At 57.5% G+C, this 22,924-nt stretch carries 21 protein-coding genes and 1 pseudogene; 8 read left to right on the forward strand and 14 right to left on the reverse strand.

The genetic code is table 11. The features are described from left to right. The first annotated feature begins 68 nt into the window (after positions 1-68). Positions 69-635 carry a carboxymuconolactone decarboxylase family protein gene (locus GOW16_RS18655; protein WP_170418160.1) on the forward strand — a complete coding sequence of 189 codons (567 nt, stop codon included), beginning with the start codon at positions 69-71 and terminating at the stop codon, positions 633-635. Here GOW16_RS18655 and recF read toward each other — a convergent pair. From recF to mutM, 6 genes are all read right to left on the reverse strand, one after another. Next, a complete protein-coding gene (gene recF / locus GOW16_RS18660) occupies positions 632-1,729 on the reverse strand; it encodes a DNA replication/repair protein RecF (protein WP_170418163.1) in 1,098 nt (365 codons plus the stop codon). The two genes, GOW16_RS18655 and recF, sit on opposite strands and share 4 nt — an antisense overlap. Before the next feature lie 44 nt (positions 1,730-1,773). Next, complete coding sequence (gene dnaN / locus GOW16_RS18665; protein ID WP_170418165.1) at positions 1,774-2,895, reverse strand: DNA polymerase III subunit beta; 1,122 nt, start codon at positions 2,893-2,895, stop codon at positions 1,774-1,776. A gap of 228 nt (positions 2,896-3,123) precedes the next feature. Next, the gene (gene dnaA / locus GOW16_RS18670) at positions 3,124-4,509 is read right to left on the reverse strand and encodes a chromosomal replication initiator protein DnaA (RefSeq protein ID WP_170418168.1); all 1,386 of its coding nucleotides are present in this window, start codon (positions 4,507-4,509) and stop codon (positions 3,124-3,126) included. A gap of 540 nt (positions 4,510-5,049) precedes the next feature. Further along, entirely contained in the window at positions 5,050-5,313 is a 264-nt protein-coding gene (gene rpsT / locus GOW16_RS18675; RefSeq protein ID WP_170418171.1) for a 30S ribosomal protein S20, read from the reverse strand. Between the two features lie 232 nt (positions 5,314-5,545). After that, a complete protein-coding gene (locus GOW16_RS18680; RefSeq protein WP_170418174.1) occupies positions 5,546-6,322 on the reverse strand; it encodes an enoyl-CoA hydratase in 777 nt (258 codons plus the stop codon). Between the two features lie 66 nt (positions 6,323-6,388). Then, positions 6,389-7,240: a bifunctional DNA-formamidopyrimidine glycosylase/DNA-(apurinic or apyrimidinic site) lyase gene (gene mutM / locus GOW16_RS18685; protein WP_170418177.1), complete on the reverse strand. Its 852-nt coding sequence runs from the start codon at positions 7,238-7,240 to the stop codon at positions 6,389-6,391. 86 nt (positions 7,241-7,326) lie between these two features. Here mutM and ubiE point away from each other — a divergent pair, with 86 nt between their 5' ends. Next, complete coding sequence (ubiE, locus tag GOW16_RS18690; protein ID WP_170418180.1) at positions 7,327-8,079, forward strand: bifunctional demethylmenaquinone methyltransferase/2-methoxy-6-polyprenyl-1,4-benzoquinol methylase UbiE; 753 nt, start codon at positions 7,327-7,329, stop codon at positions 8,077-8,079. Beyond that, complete coding sequence (ubiB, locus tag GOW16_RS18695) at positions 8,080-9,609, forward strand: 2-polyprenylphenol 6-hydroxylase (RefSeq protein WP_170418183.1); 1,530 nt, start codon at positions 8,080-8,082, stop codon at positions 9,607-9,609. Between the two features lie 96 nt (positions 9,610-9,705). Here ubiB and GOW16_RS18700 read toward each other — a convergent pair whose 3' ends face one another. Further along, positions 9,706-10,881: an acetyl-CoA C-acyltransferase family protein gene (locus GOW16_RS18700; protein ID WP_170418185.1), complete on the reverse strand. Its 1,176-nt coding sequence runs from the start codon at positions 10,879-10,881 to the stop codon at positions 9,706-9,708. A gap of 119 nt (positions 10,882-11,000) precedes the next feature. On the opposite strand from GOW16_RS18700, the gene GOW16_RS18705 reads away from it, so the two are divergent. The 5 genes from GOW16_RS18705 to GOW16_RS18725 all read left to right on the forward strand — a co-directional run bounded on the left by GOW16_RS18705 (position 11,001) and on the right by GOW16_RS18725 (position 15,676). Continuing rightward, complete coding sequence (locus GOW16_RS18705; protein ID WP_170418188.1) at positions 11,001-11,564, forward strand: helix-turn-helix domain-containing protein; 564 nt, start codon at positions 11,001-11,003, stop codon at positions 11,562-11,564. A gap of 111 nt (positions 11,565-11,675) precedes the next feature. Then, positions 11,676-12,860, forward strand: a complete 1,185-nt coding sequence (locus GOW16_RS18710) for a glycine C-acetyltransferase (RefSeq protein ID WP_170418191.1) — start codon at positions 11,676-11,678, stop codon at positions 12,858-12,860. Positions 12,861-12,874: 14 nt separating this feature from the next. After that, the gene (gene tdh, locus GOW16_RS18715; protein ID WP_170418561.1) at positions 12,875-13,903 is read left to right on the forward strand and encodes an L-threonine 3-dehydrogenase; all 1,029 of its coding nucleotides are present in this window, start codon (positions 12,875-12,877) and stop codon (positions 13,901-13,903) included. A 45-nt stretch (positions 13,904-13,948) separates the two neighbouring features. Next, complete coding sequence (locus GOW16_RS18720; protein ID WP_254429846.1) at positions 13,949-14,845, forward strand: tryptophan 2,3-dioxygenase; 897 nt, start codon at positions 13,949-13,951, stop codon at positions 14,843-14,845. Positions 14,846-14,848: 3 nt separating this feature from the next. Next, positions 14,849-15,676 carry an alpha/beta hydrolase gene (locus tag GOW16_RS18725; RefSeq protein ID WP_170418194.1) on the forward strand — a complete coding sequence of 276 codons (828 nt, stop codon included), beginning with the start codon at positions 14,849-14,851 and terminating at the stop codon, positions 15,674-15,676. A 164-nt stretch (positions 15,677-15,840) separates the two neighbouring features. On the opposite strand, the gene GOW16_RS18730 is transcribed toward GOW16_RS18725, so the two are convergent. From GOW16_RS18730 to GOW16_RS18755, 7 genes and pseudogenes are all read right to left on the reverse strand, one after another. After that, on the reverse strand, positions 15,841-16,518 hold the full coding sequence (locus tag GOW16_RS18730) for a hypothetical protein (protein WP_217354678.1): 678 nt from the start codon (positions 16,516-16,518) through the stop codon (positions 15,841-15,843). A 48-nt stretch (positions 16,519-16,566) separates the two neighbouring features. Beyond that, a pseudogene (locus GOW16_RS23160) lies at positions 16,567-16,989 on the reverse strand (DMP19 family protein); the annotation flags it as partial. A 258-nt stretch (positions 16,990-17,247) separates the two neighbouring features. Beyond that, the gene (gene infB / locus GOW16_RS18735) at positions 17,248-19,722 is read right to left on the reverse strand and encodes a translation initiation factor IF-2 (RefSeq protein WP_170418200.1); all 2,475 of its coding nucleotides are present in this window, start codon (positions 19,720-19,722) and stop codon (positions 17,248-17,250) included. Between the two features lie 8 nt (positions 19,723-19,730). Then, complete coding sequence (locus GOW16_RS18740; RefSeq protein ID WP_170418203.1) at positions 19,731-20,354, reverse strand: RNA-binding protein; 624 nt, start codon at positions 20,352-20,354, stop codon at positions 19,731-19,733. A 22-nt stretch (positions 20,355-20,376) separates the two neighbouring features. After that, a complete protein-coding gene (nusA, locus tag GOW16_RS18745; protein ID WP_170418208.1) occupies positions 20,377-21,990 on the reverse strand; it encodes a transcription termination factor NusA in 1,614 nt (537 codons plus the stop codon). Further along, entirely contained in the window at positions 21,990-22,580 is a 591-nt protein-coding gene (rimP, locus tag GOW16_RS18750; protein WP_170418211.1) for a ribosome maturation factor RimP, read from the reverse strand. The genes nusA and rimP overlap by 1 nt, the downstream gene beginning before the upstream one ends. 164 nt (positions 22,581-22,744) lie before the next feature. Beyond that, positions 22,745-22,915 (reverse strand): hypothetical protein, encoded by a 171-nt coding sequence (locus GOW16_RS18755; protein WP_170418215.1) that lies wholly within the window; start codon positions 22,913-22,915, stop codon positions 22,745-22,747. Positions 22,916-22,924: the final 9 nt, after the last annotated feature.

The raw sequence follows: 22,924 nt of genomic DNA on the forward strand, positions 1-22,924 counted from the left end.
ATATATACTTGAGTGATCACTCAAGAAAGACTATTTCTGCCAGAACGCGCCAAAAAAGGAGTTCCGACATGGCCAATTTCCCGTCTCATGACCTCGAAACCGCGCCAGAAGCGTCCAAACCGCTGCTGGAAAAGTCCCAGGCCGCTTTCGGTCGCCTGCCCGGCCTGCACAAGGTCATGGCCGAAAGCCCTCAGCATCTGGAAGGCTATCAGGTTCTGCACCAACTGTTCCTGCAGACTGAATTCGACAATGACGAGAAAACCGTCGTCTGGCAGACAATTAACGTGGAAAACGAATGCCACTATTGCGTGCCCGCTCATACCGGCATTGCCAAGATGATGAAGGTCTCGGACGACATCTCGAACGCGTTGCGGGATGAAACCCCGCTGCCCTCCGCCAAGCTCGAAGCGCTGCGCACCTTCACCCTGCAAGTGATGGAAACCCGCGGCAACCCGACCGAAGCACAGCTGCAAGCCTTCTTTGACGCAGGCTATTCGCACCGCGCGGTTCTGGATGTCGTTCTTGGCCTGGCACAGAAAACCATGTCCAACTACGTCAACCACATGGCGCAAACGCCAGTGGATGAAGTTTTCCATCCCCTGGCTTGGAAACGTAAAGTCAGCGAACCTGCCTAAGAGCTAACGACCGAACCATCGTCGCCTTCGGTCACAATCAGTGTCTGGGCGCGATCGCCCAGTTCCGCAAACAGCTCAGGCCCGGTGCCAGTCATCCAGGCCTGAGCGCCAAGTGCGCAAATCTCATCATACAGAGCCGCGCGCCTATCCGCATCCAGATGGGCGGCCACCTCGTCCAGCAATACGATCGGAGGCGCGCCGACCATTCCCGCCAAAGCACGCGCGTTTGCCAGGATCAAGGACACCAACAGCGCCTTCTGCTCTCCGGTCGAACAATCCTTGGCCGGAACGCCTTTGGCGGCAAACACGCCATACACGTCCGACCGATGCGGTCCCACCAAAGTGCGTCCAGCTGCCAAATCGCGGAATCGGCTTTCATTTAGCGCATCGCGCAAATCCTCCGAAGTTTCCGGCATCGCACCTTCGGTTTGCACCAACTCCAACTCCGCCGATGGAAACGCAGTTTCCGCCTGATCCTGCGCCGCCCGCAGATGGTTCAGTGCAGACAGCCGTGCCGCGTGAATGCGGTGCCCAGTCTCAGCCATCTGCCCTTCAAGTGCGGCATACCAATGCGCGTCCCGCACCTGCTCTTTCAACAAGCGGTTCCGTTCACGCATGGACTTTTCATAAGCCAAAGATGCTTCGGCATGGGCAGGATCAAAACTCAGCGCGATCCGGTCGAGAAAACGCCGACGTCCTTCGGCGCCCTCGATCCAAAGCCGGTCCATCGACGGGATCAGCCAGACAACCCGCGCCAGTTTGCCCAGATCAATCTGGCTGGAAGTCTTGCCATCAATGCGAACCTGCCGCGCAGCACCACCTTCGGACCAGGTTTCAATCTCGTATTGCTGCCCTTGCGCCTTTAGCAACCCGGACAGCTTCCAACCCAATGCCTCGGGCCGTCGGGTCATCTCGGCCGCGCTAGCCCGCCGCATGCCGCGGCCGGGGGAAAACATGGACACTGCCTCAAGGATGTTGGTCTTACCCGCGCCGTTCGGTCCATGAATCGCAACGGGCCGACCATCCAATGACAACCGCGCCAACTTGTGAGACCGAAAATGCGAGACCGTAAGCTCGGTCAGGGCCAAACCCATGACCCCTCCCTTCCGTTATTTCGCTTCCGCCGGAAGCAACGCGATCAGACGCGCATCGGCATGACGACGTATACCGCGCTCTGATCACCGCCTTCGCGCATCAGGGTCGGGTCAGCCGCTGAATTGAACAGGAACACGGCGTTCTCACGATCTACCTGAGAAGCAATTTCCAGCAGGTACTTGGCGTTGAATCCAATCTCCAGCCGCTCATCATTGTAAGCAACAGCCAGCTCTTCCTCGGCCGCGCCACTGTCCGGAGCGTTGACCGACAGCACCAGCTTATCGGCGTCCAGCTGCAGTTTTACTGCGCGAGACCGTTCGGAGGATACAGTCGCAACCCGGTCTACGGCCTGCGCAAATTCGGCGGCATCGACTTCCAGCTGGCGCGTATTGCCCTGCGGAATCACACGTGTGTAGTCCGGGAATGTCCCGTCGATCACCTTAGAGGTCAGCGTGATATCCGGGGTTGCAAAACGCACTTTCGTTTCGCTTACCGACACGGCGATATCCATCTCATCGTCGTCCAGCAGCTTGCGCAGCTCACCCACGGTTTTGCGCGGCACGATCACACCGGGCATGTCTGCAGCGCCATCAGGAAGATCCGCGTCGATGCGCGCCAGACGGTGACCATCGGTAGCCACACAACGCAGCACCTTGCCGCCTTCGGACCCATCGGCCACGTGCATATAGACCCCGTTCAGATAATAGCGTGTCTCTTCGGTCGAGATGGCGAATTTGGACTTGTCGAACAGACGGCGCAGCAGGGCTGCCGAGGCCGTAAAGTTCGACTGATACTCTGAGGAAGCCATCACCGGGAAGTCTTCTTTCGGCAAGGTCGCCAGCGAGAAATTCGACCGGCCTGCTTCAACGGTCAGACGACCTGCGGCGCTATCGGCGGTCAGTGTCACCAACGCTCCGTCCGGAAGCTTGCGCACGATCTCGTGCAACGTCGTCGCGGCAACCGTTGTGGCGCCGGCCTTTTCGACCTGCGCAGGCGCCTTGTCGACGACTTCGATATCCAGGTCAGTCGCCCGGAACATCGCCTGATCGCCTTCGGCTTCGATCAGAACATTGGCAAGTATGGGAATGGTGTTGCGACGTTCGACAACAGATTGGGCCTGGGAAACGGCCTTGAGAAGGGTGCCGCGTTCGATGCTGATCTTCATACCCTTAATTCCTCTGACTTGCGTGCCGAAATGGGCGGGACTGGCACGTTAGCGGTTCCGCCCTGAGGCACAAGGATTTTTTACAGATTTCTCGGTCGGAATGCCCAAAGGGTCAAGGGCCGCGTGGCCCGGTGGGCACAGTTCATTTCTAACCGTGGACAATTGCGCACAAGAAAACGCCCCGGGCGTGAGGGTCCGGGGCGTTTTCTTGTGTGTGGTTGATGTACGTCAGGCTTCCAGCGCGCGCCGCAGCATTTCCACGTCTTCCGCGATCTGGCCGTCCGTGGTTTTCAGCTCTTCGATGCGTTTGACGCCGTGCATGACAGTGGTGTGGTCACGTCCGCCGAAGCGGCGACCGATTTCCGGCAGAGACCGGCTGGTCAACTGCTTGCACAGATACATCGCCACCTGACGCGGGCGGGCATAGGACCGCAGGCGTTTGGGGCCGATAATGTCAGAGAGGCGGATATTGTAATAGTCCGACACTTTACGCTGAATCTCTTCGACGGTGATCTTGCGCTCCGACGCGCGCAGAACATCGGCCAGACAATCCTGCGTCAGCTCCATGTCGATCTCGCGACCCACCAGCGAGGCGAACGCAAACAGACGGGTCAAAGCACCCTCCAGAACGCGAACATTGGTCGAAATGCGTTGCGCAAGAAATTCCAGAACACCATCGGCTATTGTCAGATCGGGATAGGTTCTGCTGTACTGCTGCACCTTGTTCTGCAGGATGCCCAGACGCAGTTCATAATCGGTTGGGTGCAGGTCGACAACCAGACCACATTGCAGACGTGACTTAACGCGATCCTCAAGATCTTTGATTTCGCCTGGGGCGCGGTCGGCCGAGATGATGATCTGCTTGTTCTGATCCACCAGCGCGTTGAATGTGTGAAAGAACTCTTCCTGCGTTGAATCCTTGCCAGCAATGAACTGGACATCATCCACCATCAGCACGTCAACCGAACGGAACAAGTGCTTGAAGTCCATCATCCGACGTTCGCGCAGGGCTTGGACAAAGCGATACATGAACTGTTCCGCCGACAAATAGAGTACGTTCAATTCCGGGTGCTTGGTTTTCAGCTCCCATGCAATCGCGTGCATCAGGTGCGTCTTACCCAAACCGACGCCGCCATAAAGCACAAGCGGATTAAACGTAACGGGACCGCCCTCAGAGACACGTCGCGCAGCGGCATGAGCCAATTCGTTGGGTTTGCCAACAACAAAGCTGTCGAAGGTAAAACGCGAATCCAGCGGAGCAGCCTGCAAGGATTCAAGCGCGTCATTCGCGACGTCCATTTGCGGCGAAACAGGTGCATCCCGCACAACTGTCGGCTCGGGTTCGGTCTCTGTCTTAGGGCGCGCCGGTGAGTTGGCAGCGACGCGGAAGGCCAGTCGTTGAACCGTTTCCCCCGCGGTGTTCATCTCATACAGTATGAGATCCGCAAAGTTCTGACTGACATAGTTGCCCATAAAGTTTGTCGGCACGGAAAACACCGCTACGCCATCCTGCAACTCTTGGAACTCAAGAGGTTCGATCCAGGTGGTGTAATTGTTTTTCCCGATGGCCTTAAGCAACTTGTTTCGTAGTAGTCCCCATTTCTCTTGTGTCATTAAGCGCCTCACGCATCCCATTCTTTATTGGCCTGTCGGCCTTATTGCTATTTTCCGGTCACCCGGATTAAGCATTCACACGCAAAGGGATACCCGACGCCAAACCGCAGAAGTTTGGCGGGTGTGTCTCAGAATGTCTGCACAACCATTTCAACCGGCGCTCCATACCCGAAACGCCCTGAAAACAGGGTTGCGCAACGCAATCTCATATTCGACAGGGCTTGGTTCCCTGGTGACCCAAGGACCGCAGCAGATTAGCAAACCAGTTGCCAACATTCGTTCCTGACCATTCTGATGCCCGTCAGTTCGGTCGTTGGAACAGCCTGTCCCCCCAAGCGAGTGAATCGCTGTAACAGTGGTAGCAAGAGGCCGAGGCATCCGGCAACGAAACTCTGATATTGACTCGTATCTTTCGCGGAAAGAATCTCTCGGATTTGTGAAGGCGCGGCTTTCCGGCAACAGCACAAAAAAAGCGCCGCGGGATGCAGCGCTTTTTTTATCAATTTACGTTGTCTGATTGACCTAAGGTCAACCTGGACCTTAGCCCAGCGCTTTCACACGAGCCGACAGACGCGACATTTTACGCGACGCGGTGTTCTTGTGGAAAACGCCTTTTGTGACGCCGCGCATCAGTTCAGGCTGAGCTGCGCGAAGGGCTGTGGTTGCAGCGTCCTTATCGCCGGATGCGATCGCTTCTTCTACTTTACGCAGGTAGGTGCGGATGCGCGAACGACGTGCTTTGTTGATTGCGAAACGCTTTTCGTTCTGACGAGCGCGTTTTTTTGCTTGGGGCGAATTAGCCATCTGTGTCTCTGACCTTTGGTTCGGTACGTTATCTAGGGTTGCGCGCCACGGAATATCCGCACCGGATCAGAAATCACGAGTGTGAGTCGGGCCAAGCGGGCCGCACGCGCATGTATAGCGGCGCTTACTATCCAAGTTGGCCCGGTTTGCCAAGCCGATTCTTTCGCCGTGCGTGTCAGGTATGAAAAAGGCGGGCAAAAGCCCGCCGGATTCGATTGGATCAGGGTACCGGTTATTTGTCGCGGAATTGCGCGGCGCGCTTTTCCAGGAACGCGGCCATGCCTTCCTTCTGATCCTCTGTCGCGAACATCGAGTGGAACACACGGCGTTCAAACAACATGCCTTCGCTCAGTGGCAACTCATAGCTGCGGTTCACCGATTCCTTGGCCGCCATCGCGGACAGCTGGGATTTCTCTGCAATCTTTTGGGCCGCGCCCATCGCCTCGTCCATCAGCTTTTTGGCGGGCACAACGCGGCTGACAAGCCCGGAACGCTCGGCCTCTTCGGCGTCCATAAAACGGCCGGTCAGGTTCATGTCCATGGATTTGGACTTGCCAACAAACCGCGTCAGACGCTGGCTTCCGCCCAACCCTGCAATGACGCCAAGGTTGATCTCGGGCTGGCCGAATTTGGCGGTGTCCGCGGCAATGATGAAATCGCACAACATCGCCAGCTCGCATCCGCCGCCCAGCGCATAGCCCGCAACGGCCGCTATGATCGGCTTGCGGATCGCGCAAACGCGATCATTCAACGAACCAAACAGGTTCGAGCTGTAGACATCCACAAAGCTCATCTCGGACATTTCCTTGATGTCCGCACCTGCCGCGAACGCTTTGTCCGACCCGGTGATGACGATGCAGCGCACCTTGTCGTTGCTATCCGCATCTTCCAATGCGGCGCACAGTTCCTGAGCCAGCTGTGAGTTCAGCGCATTCAGCGCATCGGGTCTGTCGAGCTTGATAAGGGCGACGTGGTCTTCGATTTCGACGATGATCGTCTCAAAAGCCATGAGGTGTAAGCTTCCGGTTGTTCCGTTCAGGTACGATTCCTTACCACGCGAATTTGCTGGATCAAGTTATCTTTGGCATTGCGCACAGTAGAAGGATGAGCGACCGGACTGGGTGATTCTTTTGATCGGCACACCACAACCTTCGGTCTTGCAAGGCTGTCCCTCACGGCCATAGACGTCAAAGCTGTGCTGAAAATATCCAAGTTCTCCATCAGCTTGGCGGAAATCCCGTAGGGATGATCCACCCGCCTCAATCGCGTCTTGCAACACTTTCCGGATGATCGGAACCAAAGCTGCAACACGCGCTGAAGAAATTTGTCCGGCCTTGCGACGTGGCGACACTCGGCCGCGATAAAGCGCCTCGCAAACGTAGATATTGCCCAATCCCGCAACGATTCCCTGATCAAGCAACGCGGATTTGACCGGAGTGTTCTTGCCGCGAAACGCATCAATCAGGTGTTGCTCGTGAAAATCATTGCCCAAAGGTTCCGGCCCAAGAACCGACAGCAGTTTGTGGTCCTCTGCCGTTTCTGTCTGCAACAGGTCCATCGCACCGAACCGGCGCGGATCATTGAACGTAATCCGCGCGCCATTGGCCATGTGAAAGACCACATGGTCATGTTTTTCGGGCATCGGATGTTCGTGTGCGAATTGCCCTAATGGGTCACCTGATACAGTCATCCGACCCGACATGCCGAGATGAATCAGCAATGTCTCACCGCTGCTGAGGTCGGCAAGTATGTATTTCGACCGCCGACGCAATCGCTGAACCGTTTGCCCGGTCAACCGCGCGGCCATCCGTTCCGGGAAGGGCCAGCGCAGATCAGGGCGATTCACATCCGCCTTTTCGATCACCACGCCCTCCATCGCAGGGCTCAGGCCGCGTCTTACTGTCTCGACCTCGGGCAATTCGGGCATTAGAGGGCTCCTAATTCAAAGGGCCGCATTGTGCCCCGGTTCCAGAGCCCTATAACAGAGGCGAAATTCGACAAACGGCAAGGCAAATGTCCGACAACAGCGACAAGACCACTCATTTCGGGTTTGAAACCGTCCGCGAGGCTGAAAAGGCCGGGCGCGTGCAGGGCGTGTTTAACTCGGTCGCCTCGAAATACGACGTGATGAACGATGTCATGTCGATGGGCATTCACCGGGTCTGGAAAGACGCGATGATGGACTGGCTTGCACCGCGTCCCGGCCAGCGCCTGTTGGATGTCGCAGGTGGCACCGGAGACATCTCGTTCCGTTTTCTAAAACGCGCGGGCTATGGCCATGCCACCGTGCTGGACCTGACCGAACCGATGCTGGTCGAAGGCCGACAGCGCGCAGAGGCTGATCAGATGGCCGACAGCTTGAACTGGGTCGTTGGTGATGCGATGTCACTGCCCTTCGACGACAACACGTTTGACGTTTACACGATCTCATTCGGCATCCGGAACGTAACCCGCCCGCAAGAGGCGCTGAACGAAGCGTTTCGTGTCTTGAAGCCCGGCGGTCGCCTGATGGTGCTGGAATTCAGCCAATTGCCGAATGACGGGCTGCAAAAACTCTATGACCTCTACAGCTTCAATGTCATCCCGCGCATGGGCAAGCTGATTGCCAATGACTACGACAGCTATCAGTACCTGGTCGAATCGATCCGCAAGTTCCCCGATCAGGAGACATTCCTGAGCATGGTCCGCACTGCCGGTTTTGAAAACGCCAAGTACCGCAACTTGAGCATGGGCATCGCTGCGCTGCATTCCGGCTGGAAAATTTAGATGCGCGGCCCTCACAACATTATCCGCCTGATCCGCACAGGCGCAACGCTTGAGCGCACAGGGGCAATGAACGTCGTGCTGGATGCGTTCGAAGCGCCGCGCGCGTTGCGGTTTCTGGCACATGCGTTGGGCAAACCGTTCCAATGGCTGGGCTACAAGGGCGATCCGGAAATGCCCCCCGCCACACGCGCGCTGACCGCACTTGGACCGGCCTACATCAAGTTTGGTCAGGTTCTGTCAACCCGACCCGACGTGGTGGGCGACGAACTGGCCGAACAACTGCGCGTGCTGCAGGACAAGCTGCCGCCGTTCTCCCGGGCCGAAGCAATGGCAGAGGTGGAAAAGGAGCTGGGCCAGCCGCTTTCCGAAATGTTCAGCGATTTCAGTGAACCCATCGCTGCGGCCTCAATCGCTCAGGTTCACAAGGCCAAACTGGTCAGCACCGGCGAAGACGTGGCCGTTAAAGTTCTGCGTCCCGGTATCGAGCGCGCGTTCCGCAAGGATGTGGACGCGTTCTATTTCGCCGCACGCATCGTGCAACTCTTCGCTCCCGGCGCGCGCAGACTGCGGCCCATGGAAGTGATCGAACATTTCGACGGGGTCGTACGCGGTGAACTTGACCTGCGCCTGGAAAGCGCTGCCGCTTCTGAATATGCGGCCAACACCAAGGACGATGCCGGGTTCTGGTTGCCGCCGGTCGTGTGGTCCCTGTCCGCTCGCCGGGTCATGACACTCAGTTGGGCCGACGGTATTCCGCTGGGCGAGAACGCCGCGCTGGACGCCGCCGGGCACGACCGCCGAGACCTCGCGGAACGCGTCCTGCGCCTATTCCTGCTGCACGCACTGCGCGATGGCTTCTTCCACGCCGACATGCATCAGGGCAACCTGAAGGTCGCGGCCAACGGGGACATCATCGCCTATGACTACGGCATCATGGGCCATATCGACGAATACACCCGCCGTGTGTACGCCGAGATCCTCTTTGGCTTTATCCGCCGCGATTATAAACGCGTGGCCGAAGTGCATTTCGAGGCTGGCTATGTCCCCGCAAATCAGGATGTCGATGAATTCGCCCGTGCCCTGCGCGCAGTCGGAGAGCCGATCTTTGGCATGGACGCGACGCGTATCTCGATGGGCCGCCTGCTGAATTACCTGTTCGAGGTGACAGAACGGTTCGGCATGGAGACCCGCACAGAACTGATCCTGCTGCAGCGCACAATGGTGGTTGTCGAAGGCGTCGCGCGGTCACTGGACCCACATATCAACATCTGGGAGGTCGCCCGGCCAGTTGTTGAAGACTACATCAAGCAATCCATCGGCCCCCGCGCGGCCCTGCGCGACTTTGGCAAAACGGCATTGGTATTGGCCCGCTTTGGGCCCCGCCTGCCTGCTTTGGTGGAGAATGCGCTGATCGCTCAGACGCAGAAGGATGATGCCCAGAACAAAGGACTGCCGACAGCGATTCTCTCTGCAACCATCGGGGCCGCCGCCGGTGCCGTAATTGTCCTAATCCTGACGGCCTTCACTTAAATCCAGTCCGTCAGCTTCATCTGGCCAAAAATATCCTCGGGGGGGAATCGCGTTTAGACGCGACGGGAGGCAGACAGCCCCCCTGCCCAATCCGAATCAGAGCCGTTCAAAGGCAATGGCAATGCCTTGTCCGCCGCCGATGCACATGGTGACCAAGCCTTTGGACCCGCCGATGCGTTCCAACTCGTACAACGCCTTAAGGGTGATGATTGCGCCTGTTGCCCCGACCGGATGCCCCAAAGCAATTGCGCCCCCGTTCGGGTTCACTTTTGCCGCATCCAGACCCAATTCCTTGTTCACCGCCAAGGCTTGTGATGCGAAGGCCTCATTGCTTTCGATCACATCAAAATCCTCGATCGATAGGCCCGTGCGCTCCAACAGGTTCTGAACGGCCGGAACCGGTCCGATCCCCATAACCTCGGGTCGAACACCGGCGTGACCATATCCCAGAATGCGCGCTTTGGGTTTCAGACCCGCTTTCTCGGCGGCCTCTGCCGTGGCCAAAACCATCGCAGCCGCACCGTCGTTAATGCCCGACGCATTCCCGGCCGTTACCCGTCCGTCTTTCTTGAACGCAGGACGCAATCCAGCAAGCGCCTCGACCGAGGTCTGCTTGGGGTGCTCGTCGACCATGAAATCAACCATGTCGCGTTTGACTTTGACCTGCACTGGCGCGATCTGGCTTTCGAAAAAGCCAGCCCCAATTGCTTCTGCTGCACGGGTTTGGCTGGCCAGAGCAAATTCATCCATCTGCTCGCGTGTGATCTGGTGTTCATCTGCTACGTTTTCGGCCGTCACACCCATGTGACCCGTACCAAATGGACAGTTGAGCGCGCCAAGCATCATATCGAGTGACTTAACATCCCCCATCTTCGCCCCCCAGCGCGCCTGAGGCATGATGTAGGGGCTGCGCGACATGCTCTCGGCACCTCCGGCCACAGCAAACTCCGCATCGCCCAGCATCAGAGACTGCACTGCGGACACAATCGCCTGCGCACCAGAACCACACAGACGGTTCACATTCATAGCAGGCGTTTCGTTCGGAATGCCCGCCTGTTTGGCGGCAGCACGCGACAGGTACATATCGCGTGGCTCGGTATTGATGACATGACCAAAAACCACGTTGCCGATCTGTGTCGGCTCGACCCCGGATTTCTCCATCGCGGCCTCGGTCACAACGGTCGCAAGATCTATTGGCGCTGTTGAGGCCAACGCCCCGCCAAAAGTGCCGATCGCCGTGCGGGCACCATCAAGAATCACGATGTCTTTCATGTCTCTCCTCCTTTTGGGATTTGGCGGCACTATGCATCTGCGGAATCAGGCTGTCCCATGGAACGTACCGTCACAAGCAGAATTGACATCCGACAGGCAAAAGCGCATGAGATTCCGTCATGACGGAAAACCCAGACGATATCCTGACACGCCTGCCCGCCCGCCTGAAAGAGGCGCGCCGCGCCAAGGGCCTGTCGCTTGAAGCCGTGGCAAACCTCAGCGGTGTATCCAGATCCATGGTCAGCCAGATCGAACGCGGCGAAAGCAGCCCCACAATCTCGACCCTATGGAACCTGACCCGTGCTTTGCAGGTGGATTTCGCAGGCTTGCTGGAAGATGCAAAAAACACGGACCAGATCGAAGTCCTTAGGAAATCTGAGGTGCCCAGCATCGACAACATGGGCCAAAACTGCCGGATTCGCATTCTGTCACCACCCGAAGAGGCAGGTGGTCACGAGGTCTACGACATTGAATTCGACAAAGACGGCGCACTGAACAGCCAGCCCCATGCGCGTGGAGCACGTGAGCAACTGACCGTGCTGGAAGGCGCGGTTCGCGTAACCTCAGGATCCGCAATCAGCGACCTGAAACAAGGTGATACGGCGCGCTATTCAGCGGACATTGCTCATTCGATCGTCGCCAGCGAGCCGGCGCGCGTATTCCTGATCGTCAAAAACGCCTGACTCTGGCAAGAATCCGCCTTCACGGATTTCCTTCCCGTATATTGTAATTCCCCCATTTGGGAATTATGTCCGTTATGTTAGATACGCGACTCATATAAACCGGAGACCGCCATGGCCGATGCATTCCTGTCCCACATCTCGGACACCCTTGCGCAGATTGAATCTGAGGGTCTGTATAAACGCGAACGAATGATCACCTCGCCTCAGGGCGGTGAGATTACTGTGGGCGACAAACAGGTGATCAACCTGTGCGCCAACAACTATCTGGGTCTAGCCGATCATCCCGCGCTGATCGACGCCGCTAAGGGCGCGATGCGACCGAAAGGGTTCGGCATGGCCTCGGTCCGGTTTATCTGCGGCACGCAGGACATTCACCGCGAGTTGGAACAGAAGCTGGCGAAGTTCTTGAACAAGGACGATGCGATCCTGTTTGCAGCTTGTTTCGATGCCAATGGGGGGCTCTTTGAGCCCTTGTTAGGACCTGAAGACGCCATCATCTCAGACAGTCTGAACCACGCCTCGATCATCGACGGGGTGCGGCTGTGCAAGGCGAAGCGCTATCGCTATCTGAACAACGACATGAACGACCTTGAGGCCTGGTTGAAACAGGCGCGCGAGGATGGAGCGCGGCATATTATGATCGCGACCGACGGCGTCTTCTCGATGGACGGTTACCTGGCCAACCTGCCGAAAATTCGCGAGTTGGCCGATAAATATGATGCCATCGTCATGGTCGATGACTGCCACGCCACCGGCTTTATGGGGCCGAACGGCGCGGGTACACCGGATCATTTCGGTGTTGACGTGGACATTCTGACTGGAACTTTGGGCAAGGCACTTGGGGGGGCAATCGGCGGTTACATCGCCGGGCCGCAGCCAGTGATCGATCTGCTGCGGCAGCGGGCTCGGCCTTATCTGTTCTCCAACTCGCTGCCGCCCTCCATCGTCGCCGCAGGTCTTGAGGCGATCCGTTTGGTCGAAGATGGCGACATACTGCGTGCCCAACTGTTCGGAAACGCCAAGTACTGGCGCGCAGGACTTGAAAAGCTGGGCTTTGATCTGCTGCCCGGCGAGCACCCGATCATCCCGGTCATGCTGGGTGAGGCCACGCTGGCGCAGGACATGGCATCGCGCCTGTTTGATGAAGGCGTCTATGTCTCGGGCTTCTTTTTCCCGGTCGTCCCGCGCGGGCAGGCAAGGATCAGAACGCAGATGAATGCGGCTCTAACAAAGGATGAATTGGACCGTGCACTGACCGCCTTTGGTAAGGTCGGCAAAGAACTGGGAGTGATCTGATGCGACCCAACACGATGAAAGCTCTGGAAAAGTCCAAACCCGAGGAAGGTCTGTGGATGGTCCAGGCCCCGGTGCCCGAGATTACCGAGGATGAGGTTCTGATCCGCATCAACAAAACCGGCATCTGCGGGACCGACATCCATATCTGGAACTGGGATGACTGGGCCGCAGCCACGGTGCCGATCCCGATGATCACCGGCCACGAATTCGCGGGTGAGATCGTTGAGATCGGCCGCAATGTCACCGGTCTTGAGATCGGCCAGCGTTGTTCTGGCGAGGGCCATCTGATCACAACTGACAGCCGCCAAAGCCGGGCGGGCAAGTTCCATCTTGACCCGGGTACGCGGGGTATTGGGGTGAACGAACAGGGCGCTTTCGCCCAGTACCTTAAACTACCGGCATTCAATGTGGTACCCCTGCCCGAAGATGTGCCGGATGAAATCGGAGCGATCCTTGATCCCTTGGGCAACGCAGTTCACACCGCGCTCAGCTTTGATCTGCTGGGTGAGGATGTGCTGATCACCGGTGCAGGACCGATTGGGATCATGGCCGCCGCCGTCGCCCGCCATGCTGGCGCGCGGCATGTGGTCATCACGGATATCAATCCCGACCGCCTGACGCTGGCTGAACATGTGGTGCCGACTGTGCGAACAGTCGATGTCAGCAAAGAAGAGCTGCAGGATGTGATCGCAGAACTGGGCATGAAAGAAGGCTTCGACGTTGGTCTTGAGATGTCCGGCTCGCAAATCGCGCTGGACCAGATGGTCGAGGCGCTGGTGATGGGCGGCAAGATCGCTCTGCTGGGCATCCCGCCCGGGAAATCTCCGGTGGATTGGTCGCGTATCGTGTTCAAGGCGATCACCATCAAGGGCGTCTATGGGCGTGAGATGTTTGAGACCTGGTACAAGATGATCGCCATGCTGCAGAACGGCCTGGACGTCAGTCGCGTCATTACACATCGCTTTGGTGTTGATGAATTTGCCCAAGGGTTTTCAGCAATGAAATCGGGTCAATCTGGCAAGGTTGTTCTGGACTGGACTTAACGCTCTGGAATTACGCAGGATCAGACCCTAAACAGGGATGAACTCATGCGTTTGGAGGAGCAAATGGGCGACAAGGACAGGTATCTTGAGCGTGGAATCGAAGACACTCTGGTCACCGATTTCACGGAAACCCATCGCAAGAGCTATGGTGATTTTCTGCAGCTTAAGACGCTGCTGAACCTGCAAAAGACCTTTCAGAACCCCGCGCAGCCGGATGAGATGCTGTTCATCATCATCCATCAGGTCAGCGAGTTGTGGCTGAAACTGATGCACCACCAGCTGGTCGAGGTTCGCCGGTTTCTGCAACAGGATGACTTCGGTCCGGTGATGAAGAACCTTGATCGGGTCAAAGCAATTCAGCGCCAATTGATCACGGCGTGGGAAACCCTGCTGACCATGACGCCCGCCGATTACATGACATTTCGACAAGCACTTGGAAGTTCTTCGGGATTCCAAAGCTATGGCTATCGCCAGATCGAGTTCATTCTGGGCAACAAGGACGCCTCGACCTTGAAGGTGCACGAACATGACGCAGAGGTCATGGAGGTTCTTAACGCCGCTCTGACGAAACCTTCGCTATATGACGAGGTGTTGCATATGCTGGCGCGCCAAGGATTCGACGTTCCGCAAGAGCTACTGGATCGGGACTATTCACAACCCTATTCAGGCGATCCGCGTATCGTGAAAATCTGGGTGCAGGTGTTCCGAAACACAGAAAAGCACTGGGATCTGTATGCTCTGGCCGAAAAGCTGATGGATGTGGAATCCTTGTTCCAGCGCTGGCGTTTTGACCATGTCACAGCCGTGGAGCGCGTGATCGGTAACCAACCCGGCACCGGAGGGTCCAGCGGCGTGTCCTTTCTGCGTAAAGCACTGGAATTGAGGTTCTTCCATGACCTCTACGACGTGCGCACCGAATTGATGTATGCAGGGCAGGAGTAGGCAATGCTGTATCGGGGGTTTTCTCAGGATGAGCTAGAGCGTGAATACTCTCCCAGTTCGATGATCGGTGGTGATCTGACGCCGTATCTGGACAGCTACACCGCGCTCAGCGCGCAGCACCGGGCGCAGATGAAAGTGAAGGAGAACCTCGCCTATGGCGAAGCTCCGACACAAGTGCTGGATTTCTTTCCCGCGAAAGGAACAGGCGCGCCGCTGCATATCTTTGTCCACGGAGGGTATTGGCAGGCGCTCAGCCAGCGCGACTCTGCGATGATGGCCCCGGCAATGATTGAGGCCGAGCAATCCTTTGCCACGCTGAACTACACGCTGGCCCCGGATGCCCGCATTGGGGACATGATCGAAGAGTGCCGTGATGCGCTTTTGTGGCTGGCGGCGAATGCCTTCAATCTGGGGTTCGATCCATCGCGGATCACCCTTTCGGGGCACAGCGCCGGGGCGCATCTGGTGGCGATGGTGATGGCGACCTCCGCCGATGCATTGGCCCGCGCAGGACTGCGCGTGCGGGATGTGATCCTGATCAGTGGCATCTATGACTTGGAACCGATCAGTCTAACCTCGGTGAATGATCCCCTGAAACTGACGCCCGTTGAGATACACGATCTGTCACCTATCCTGCACCTGCCCCGCCCCGGCCCGCGTTATAGCGTGACCGTGGCGGAACGGGACACGCCCGAATTCATCCGCCAAAGTCGAGACTACGCCGAGGCGTTGCGCAAGGGGGGCCATTCGGTGAGTTTTAACTTGCAGAGGGGGGCGCATCATTTCGACATCATCATGCATCCGGGGACATATTTGCCGTCGTCGCGATAGTCGCGTGTGCTGGACCAAAGAAAATCTTGGCCCGTGTATCACAAATCAACAAAACCGCAACGAACCGAACACCTATAGCAACGCCGAAGATGTCAGAAGCGCGCGCAGCACAGGAGCGTGCTGGTCATATACCTGACTTCAAATGACAATTTTCTCGCTTAAGTTCAGTGGACACGATTTCGAGCATCGAACTGGCGCAGCGCTTTTCTAACCTCGCGATTGCTCAATACAGCTACGGCAGCCTTGTCAGCCAGACTTATGATCATCGATTTGGAATCATCAATACGAATGACAAAATGCCCACGGCGACCTTCGCAATGGATCATCACATAGCGCCCTTTTCTTTCAGGGTCATTGTCGATCATCAGGTGCAAAGCGACAACATCCTGGGATGACAGATCAGGCGCCATGTCAAGCAAGAGCGCCGCGATCAGGCCCAGACGTTCAGTTCGTGCCAGTTCGCAATTTTGATCTACGACTTCTTTCTTCAAATTGTGACCAGAGTTAAACAAGGCAAGTAACTGATCTTCTGTTTCCACCGTCTCTTTCGGCATTTTCGGGACAAGCAGAAACCTCTCGGCCACATCCATCCCATTTAAGACGGTCTCTTCTCCCTGCTCGGTTCGCAAAGCGATTCCCCAGATCACTGTTTGCTGGCCAAAAACACTTGCGAAACTACCAGGGCGCACACCCAGGAAATGGCCACCCGTCATCTCATAAACCGCCTGTGCATAGCCGGCGAGTTGAGCATTCTCAATCTTCGCCTGAAGGCCAAGAGCCTCACGGTCTTGAAAACGTTGAACTCGGGGGCCATCCAGCTTCAGAAATTGTTCCAACTTCACAGGGTAGTCACCATCCGGCACCACTTTTATGCGAGGCTGAAGCCATGCGTTTATCTTTGCGTGGTAGTCTGAATACGCAGCGTAAAACCGAGAATCCAGAGCGTCCAAAGCGGCCTTTTCGATCCCGGGAGCCTCAATAAGCGCACCCAAGCATGACGCCAGCTCAGTCAGACCCGCGTTTTTCAGACCATTCTGCGCATGAGCTAGGGTCATGGGATCCATCCGTGAATTGTGCCGGAATTGGGAATGACCCCCATTGCACACCTGTGCGTAGTAATAATCGGCATAGTACACCTGTGGAGCTTCCTCCGCGATCTCATCCGCAGAATAGGCACCCCGATCACGCGCGGCGTTCACCCAGCTGACAACTGAGCCGACGAGAGCGTATTCTTCTGCTTCCGGTGCGAGCACAGATGCAGGAACAAATATTTCATGCCGGTGTTGGCGGGGTTTGAAAAGATTGCGAAGCATCTCTTAGTCTTCCTAAACGAAACATTGAATCAAGTGACGGGGTATCACTTATAAGGCGAGCGAATTGTGGAGCGAATATGGCGGCGCTGCAAATAAGTGTGCCTCTAGGATTCCAAAGGATCGGATGGAAAACCATAGGTCTTAAAAATTGTAAGGCACTGACTTTCAATCTAAATTCAGAAAGCCAAAGACCATGGCGTCTCACAAGAAAAAAGCGGCTCGTAGGAGCCGCTTTTGTTGTTTCAGTTGTTTCCCAGATCAGTCCAGCGTGCGGGTGACTTCTTCGCGCTCGAAGATCTCGATCACGTCGCCTGCGCGGATATCGTCGTAGTTCTCGAACGCCATACCGCATTCCTGACCCGACTGAACCTCAGCCACCTCGTCCTTGAAGCGCTTCAGGGTCTTCAGCGTGCCTTCGTGGATCACCACGTTGTCGCGCAGCAGGCGGACGCCTGCGGAACGACGGGCCACGCCTTCGGTGACCAAACAGCCGGCAACCTTGCCAACGCCGGTGACCTTGAAGACTTCGCGGATCTCGGCGTAACCGATGAACTTCTCGCGGATCTCCGCGCTCAGCAGACCGGATGCGGCTGCCTTCACATCGTCGACCAGATCGTAGATCACCGAGTAATAGCGGATCTCAACACCCTTCTGGTTCGCGGTGTTCCGCGCCGATGCGTTGGCACGCACGTTGAAGCCAAAGATCGGTGCGCCCGAAGCCTCGGCCAGGCCGACATCCGTCTCGGTGATTGCACCGACGCCCGAATGCAGCACGCGTACGCGCACTTCGTCGTTGCCGATTTTTTCCATCGCCTGAACGATGGCCTCGGCCGAACCCTGCACGTCCGCTTTCATCAGGATCGGCAGCTCGGTGACGTTTTCGTCTTCCTTTGCCTTCTGCATCAGCTGCTCAAGGGTTGTCGCGGCACCAGCGGCAGCGCGTTTGTCCTTGGCGGCTTGCTCGCGGTATTCAGCGATCTCACGGGCCTGCGCTTCGGTCTCGGTCACGTTCAGAACGTCACCCGCTTCGGGTGTACCATTCAGACCCAGAACTTCGACCGGGACCGAGGGTCCAGCTTCCTTGACGCGTTCACCCTTGTCATTGATCAGCGCACGGACCTTACCGTACTGCTCACCCACAACGAAGATGTCGCCCTGGTGCAGCGTCCCGTTCTGAACCAGAACGGTGGCCACGGGACCGCGACCCACATCCAGCTGCGCCTCGATCACGGCACCCTGGGCGGCGCGATTCGGGTTGGCTTTCAGCTCCAGAATTTCGGATTGCAGCGCAATGGCTTCCAGCAGCTCATCCAGACCCTGACCAGTAATGGCCGAGACTTCGACGTCCTGAACCTCACCCGACATTTTCTCAACGATCACTTCGTGCTGCAGCAGATCGGTGCGCACCTTGTCCGGGTTCGCATCCGGCTTGTCGACCTTGTTGATCGCCACGATCATCGGGACCTCAGCCGCTTTGGCGTGGTTGATCGCCTCGATCGTCTGCGGCATCACCGCGTCATCAGCAGCAACCACCAGAACCACGATATCCGTGACCTGAGCCCCGCGCGAACGCATTGAGGTAAAGGCCGCGTGGCCCGGTGTATCCAGGAAGGTCAGCGTGGTGCCGCCGTCGGTTTTCACCTGATAGGCGCCGATATGCTGGGTAATACCCCCGGCCTCACCGGCCACAACGCGTGCATCGCGAATCGCATCCAGCAGCGAGGTCTTACCGTGGTCAACGTGACCCATGATGGTGATGACCGGCGGACGCGGCTGCAGATCGTCTTCGCTGTCTTCGACTTCTTTGATGACGTCCTCAACATCCGAATCAGAGACACGGGTGACCTTGTGGCCAAACTCTTCGATGATCAGCTCGGCAGTATCGGCGTCGATGGTCTGGTTCTGCGTGACCATCATGCCCATCTGCATCAGCGATTTGACCACGTCAGCCACACGCTCGGCCATACGGTTGGCCAGTTCCGAGACCACGATTGCCTCGGGCAACTGAACGTCACGGATCACCTTTTCCCGCTCGACGGTACCGCCCATGGCTTTCTGACGCGCCCGCTCCTGCTTGCGCTTCATCGCGGCCATCGAACGCTGACGGTTTCCTTCACCCCCGGTAGCCTGACCAAGAGTCAACTTGCCCGAACGGCGGTTGTCGTCGCGCCCTTTACCACGACCGCGCTGTTCGCGTTCCCGGTCCTGTTTGCGCGGTGTGGCTGCAGGTGCAGGTTTGCTCGCCGGGCTGCGCGCCGCTTTGGGTTCTGCCGGCGCCGGCGCCGCAGCAGCACGCTTGGCAGCTTCTTCTGCCTCTTTGCGCTTGCGTTCTTCTTCTTCGGCCTTGGCCCGTGCCTTTTCCTCGGCCTCGCGCTGTTCGCGTTCCTTGGCCTCTTGTTCCGCGCGACGACGGGCGCGTTCTTCTTCACGCGCCTTTTCCGCTGCTTCACGGGCGGCGGTCTCTTCGACCTCACGGGCCTTGGCGGCCTGAAGCGCCTTCATCCGGCGGGCCATTTCCGCATCGGAAATCCCGGCAGGGCGGCGCGACGGATCACCCGAAGGCGTTGCTCCGCCACCCGGTTTGCCAGCACCCGGCTTGGGAACCACCACGCGTTTGCGTTTGGTTTCCACCACGACATTCTTGGTACGTCCGTGGCTGAAACTCTGTTTCACATTTCCGGGGCGTGCCCCGCCACGAAGACCCAATGTCTTTTTGCCGTCATTATCGCTCATAAAGCTTCTTACCCTTCCGCGCGGCCCCTGCCGCCGTCATCCGTTTCGCGCAAGCCACGCAGGCGCTGCGCTTCCTCTACAACACGTTTGGCGAGTCCGCCAGAGGCCAGCGCCGCATGAATCACGGTTTGGCGCCCAAATGCCTGTCCCAACTCGTCCGCCGTCAGCCAACCGATGTACTTTCCGAAGTGCGGCGTGCTGAGTTTCGACTTGCCGCGCCCCGAACCATCAGAGGCTTGCATCAGTACCTGGGCCTCTTCCCGGTCCAGCCACGTCTTGACCTTTTCATAGCCGGCGACCGCGTCACCGGATTTTCGCGCAAGGCTCACCAACTCGATCACGCGACGTGCAACCTGACGTTCAACGTCGTCCGCAAGACCTTTTGGCACGCTTACCTGCGCCTTGAATCCGCGCGCAAACAACTTTTTACCAACGGCTTTGTCCAAGGCACTGCGTTCCGCCGAAACATAAACGCCACGTCCCGGCAGTTTTGCCGCGACATCCGGAAAGACCTGACCGTCCGGCCCCGCTACAAAACGTATCAACCCATACTTAGGTTGAATCTCGCCCGTGGCGATGCACTTGCGTTCAGGTCCCTCGGACCGATCCTTATGGACGCCACCGCGACCCATACGCGCCACCCGAAGCCTGAGATCAGGCTTCGGCCTCCTCTTCGGTTACTTCGCTGTCTTCTTCAGCTTGCTCCAACTCAGCCGGATCGACCCAGCCCAGCATGATCCGAGCGGTCATGACCAGATCCTGCGCCTCTTCCAGCGTCACGCCGAAAGGCTCCAGAACACCATCATCCTTGATTCGCTCGCCATCGACCGTTGTCCAGCCGCCGGCCAATTCCCAATCAGCGCAAGTGGCGAAGTCTTCCAAAGTCTTCACGTCATCCTTGGCCAATGCCTCAACCATCTGGGGTGTCAGGCCTTCAAATTCAATGAGGCTGTCCTCGGCGCCCAGCGCACGGGCACTTTCCAATGCGGCTTTGGCTTGTGCTTCGAGGAATTCGCGCGCACGCGTCTGCAGCTCTTGCGCGGTCCCCTCGTCAACGCCGTCGATCACCAGCAGTTCTTCGATTTCCACATAGGCTACCTCTTCGAGGTTGGTGAAGCCTTCGGATACCAGCAACTGGGCAAAGAACTCATCCAGATCCAGGCTGTCCATGAACAGCTGGGTCCGGGCTTCGAATTCTTTCTGACGACGCGCCGATTCTTCGGCCTCGGTCATGATGTCGATGTCCAGATTGGTCAGCTGGCTGGCCAGACGCACGTTCTGACCGCGGCGACCGATGGCCAGCGAAAGCTGTTCCTCGGGAACCACAACCTCGATTTTTCCGGCTTCTTCATCCAGAACCACCTTGGAAACCTCAGCAGGCTGCAGCGCGTTCACCAGGAAGGTCGGTTGATCTTCATTCCAGGGAATGATGTCGATCTTTTCGCCCTGCAGCTCGTTCACGACGGCCTGCACGCGGCTGCCGCGCATACCAACGCAGGCACCGACAGGGTCAATGGAGCCATCATAGGAAATAACGGCGATCTTGGCGCGCGAACCGGGGTCACGGGCGACAGCCTTGACCTCGATGATGCCGTCATAGATTTCGGGCACTTCCATCTTGAACAGCTCGGCCATGAATTCCGGCGCGGTGCGCGACAGGAAGATCTGGTGGCCACGCACTTCGCGACGGACCTCTTTGATGTAGGCACGCACACGGTCATTCGGACGATAGCTTTCGCGACCGATCTTGTCATTGCGACGCAGAACGGCTTCGGCGCCGCCCAAATCAACGATGACGTTGCCAAACTCTTCACGCTTGACCGCACCGTTGATGATGGTGCCTGCGCGATCTTTGAAGTCTTCGTACTGACGGTCGCGTTCGGCTTCGCGGACTTTTTGTAGAATCACCTGCTTGGCGGACTGCGCAGCGATACGGCCCATTTCAACCGGAGGAACTTCTTCGACGAAGACGTCACCAACCTCAGGCGCTTCCATATACTGCTTGGCCTGTTCGACGGTCATCTCGGCCTGATAGTTCTCCAACTCTTCGTCCTCGACCACGGTGCGGACGCGGGTGAAGGTGGCCTTGCCGGTCTTGCGATCGATGCTGACGCGGATGTCCATCTCGGCGCCGTAGCGGCTCTTGGCGGCGCGGGCGAGCGATTCTTCCATCGCTTCGACAACCAGACCGGGGTCGATCATCTTTTCGCGGGCCACGGCCTCGGCGGTCTGCAGCAGCTCCAGCTGGTTGGCTGAGGTGATTGCCATCAGTTCGTCTCCTCTTCGGACCCTTCGGTCTCAATCTCGTCGAAAGCGTTTTCGTTCAGGGCACCGGCGTCTTTGCGCTGGCGCAGCATTTCCTTGATCAGGTCATCGGTCAGGACCAGCTTGGCATCGCTCAGCCAGTCGAATTGCAGACCAATGGTAATCGTCTCGTCCCCTTCAGGAATATTGATCAGAACCTCATCCCCCTCGGTCCCGGCCAGTTCACCCTTGAAGCGGCGGCGTCCGTCGATCAGTTCAGCGGTCTCAATCTTGGCCTCGTACCCTTCGAACATCTCAAAGTCCTTGAGCCGGGTCAGAGGGCGGTCGATGCCGGGGCTGGACACTTCCAGCGTATAGGCGTCAAGGATCGGATCCTCGACATCCAGCGTAGCGCTGACCGCGTTTGAAATCTCGGCGCAGTCATCGACTTCGATACCGCCATCAGGTTTGTCTGCCATGATCTGCAGCGTGGTCTGCTTGCCGCTCATCAGCCGAATACGCACGAGTTCATATCCCAGATCCTCGATCACGGGGATCAGTATCTCGGCCAGTCGCCGGTCGATGGCTGCTTTGGCTATCAGGTCGTTTGTCATCTGGTACTCTACCCTGTCAGTCGGGCACAAAAAAACGGGCGCGCGGCCCGTCGATCTTTTCCGGTGGAGCCCCGGACCGAAGCCCGACACGCCGCTGTTAACGGCCATATAGCCAAGCGACTACAAGATTGCAAGCCCAAGCACTGGGATGAGCAATCACAATATCAGTTCGAGAGAATCCACTCACCATTCGCACAGACGTAAGGACCAACCCGATCCCCGTCTTCGTAAACCTCGCCGTCAAACAGGCATTGACGTCCCTGGGACTGTGCGCCCCCTGACAAAGCGATGGCGACAATCGCGATAGTAGCGAATAGAGCAATGCGTTTTTCCATTGAAACCTC

It is taken from the genome of Ruegeria atlantica (assembly GCF_013033965.1).
Taxonomy (GTDB): domain Bacteria; phylum Pseudomonadota; class Alphaproteobacteria; order Rhodobacterales; family Rhodobacteraceae; genus Ruegeria; species Ruegeria atlantica_D.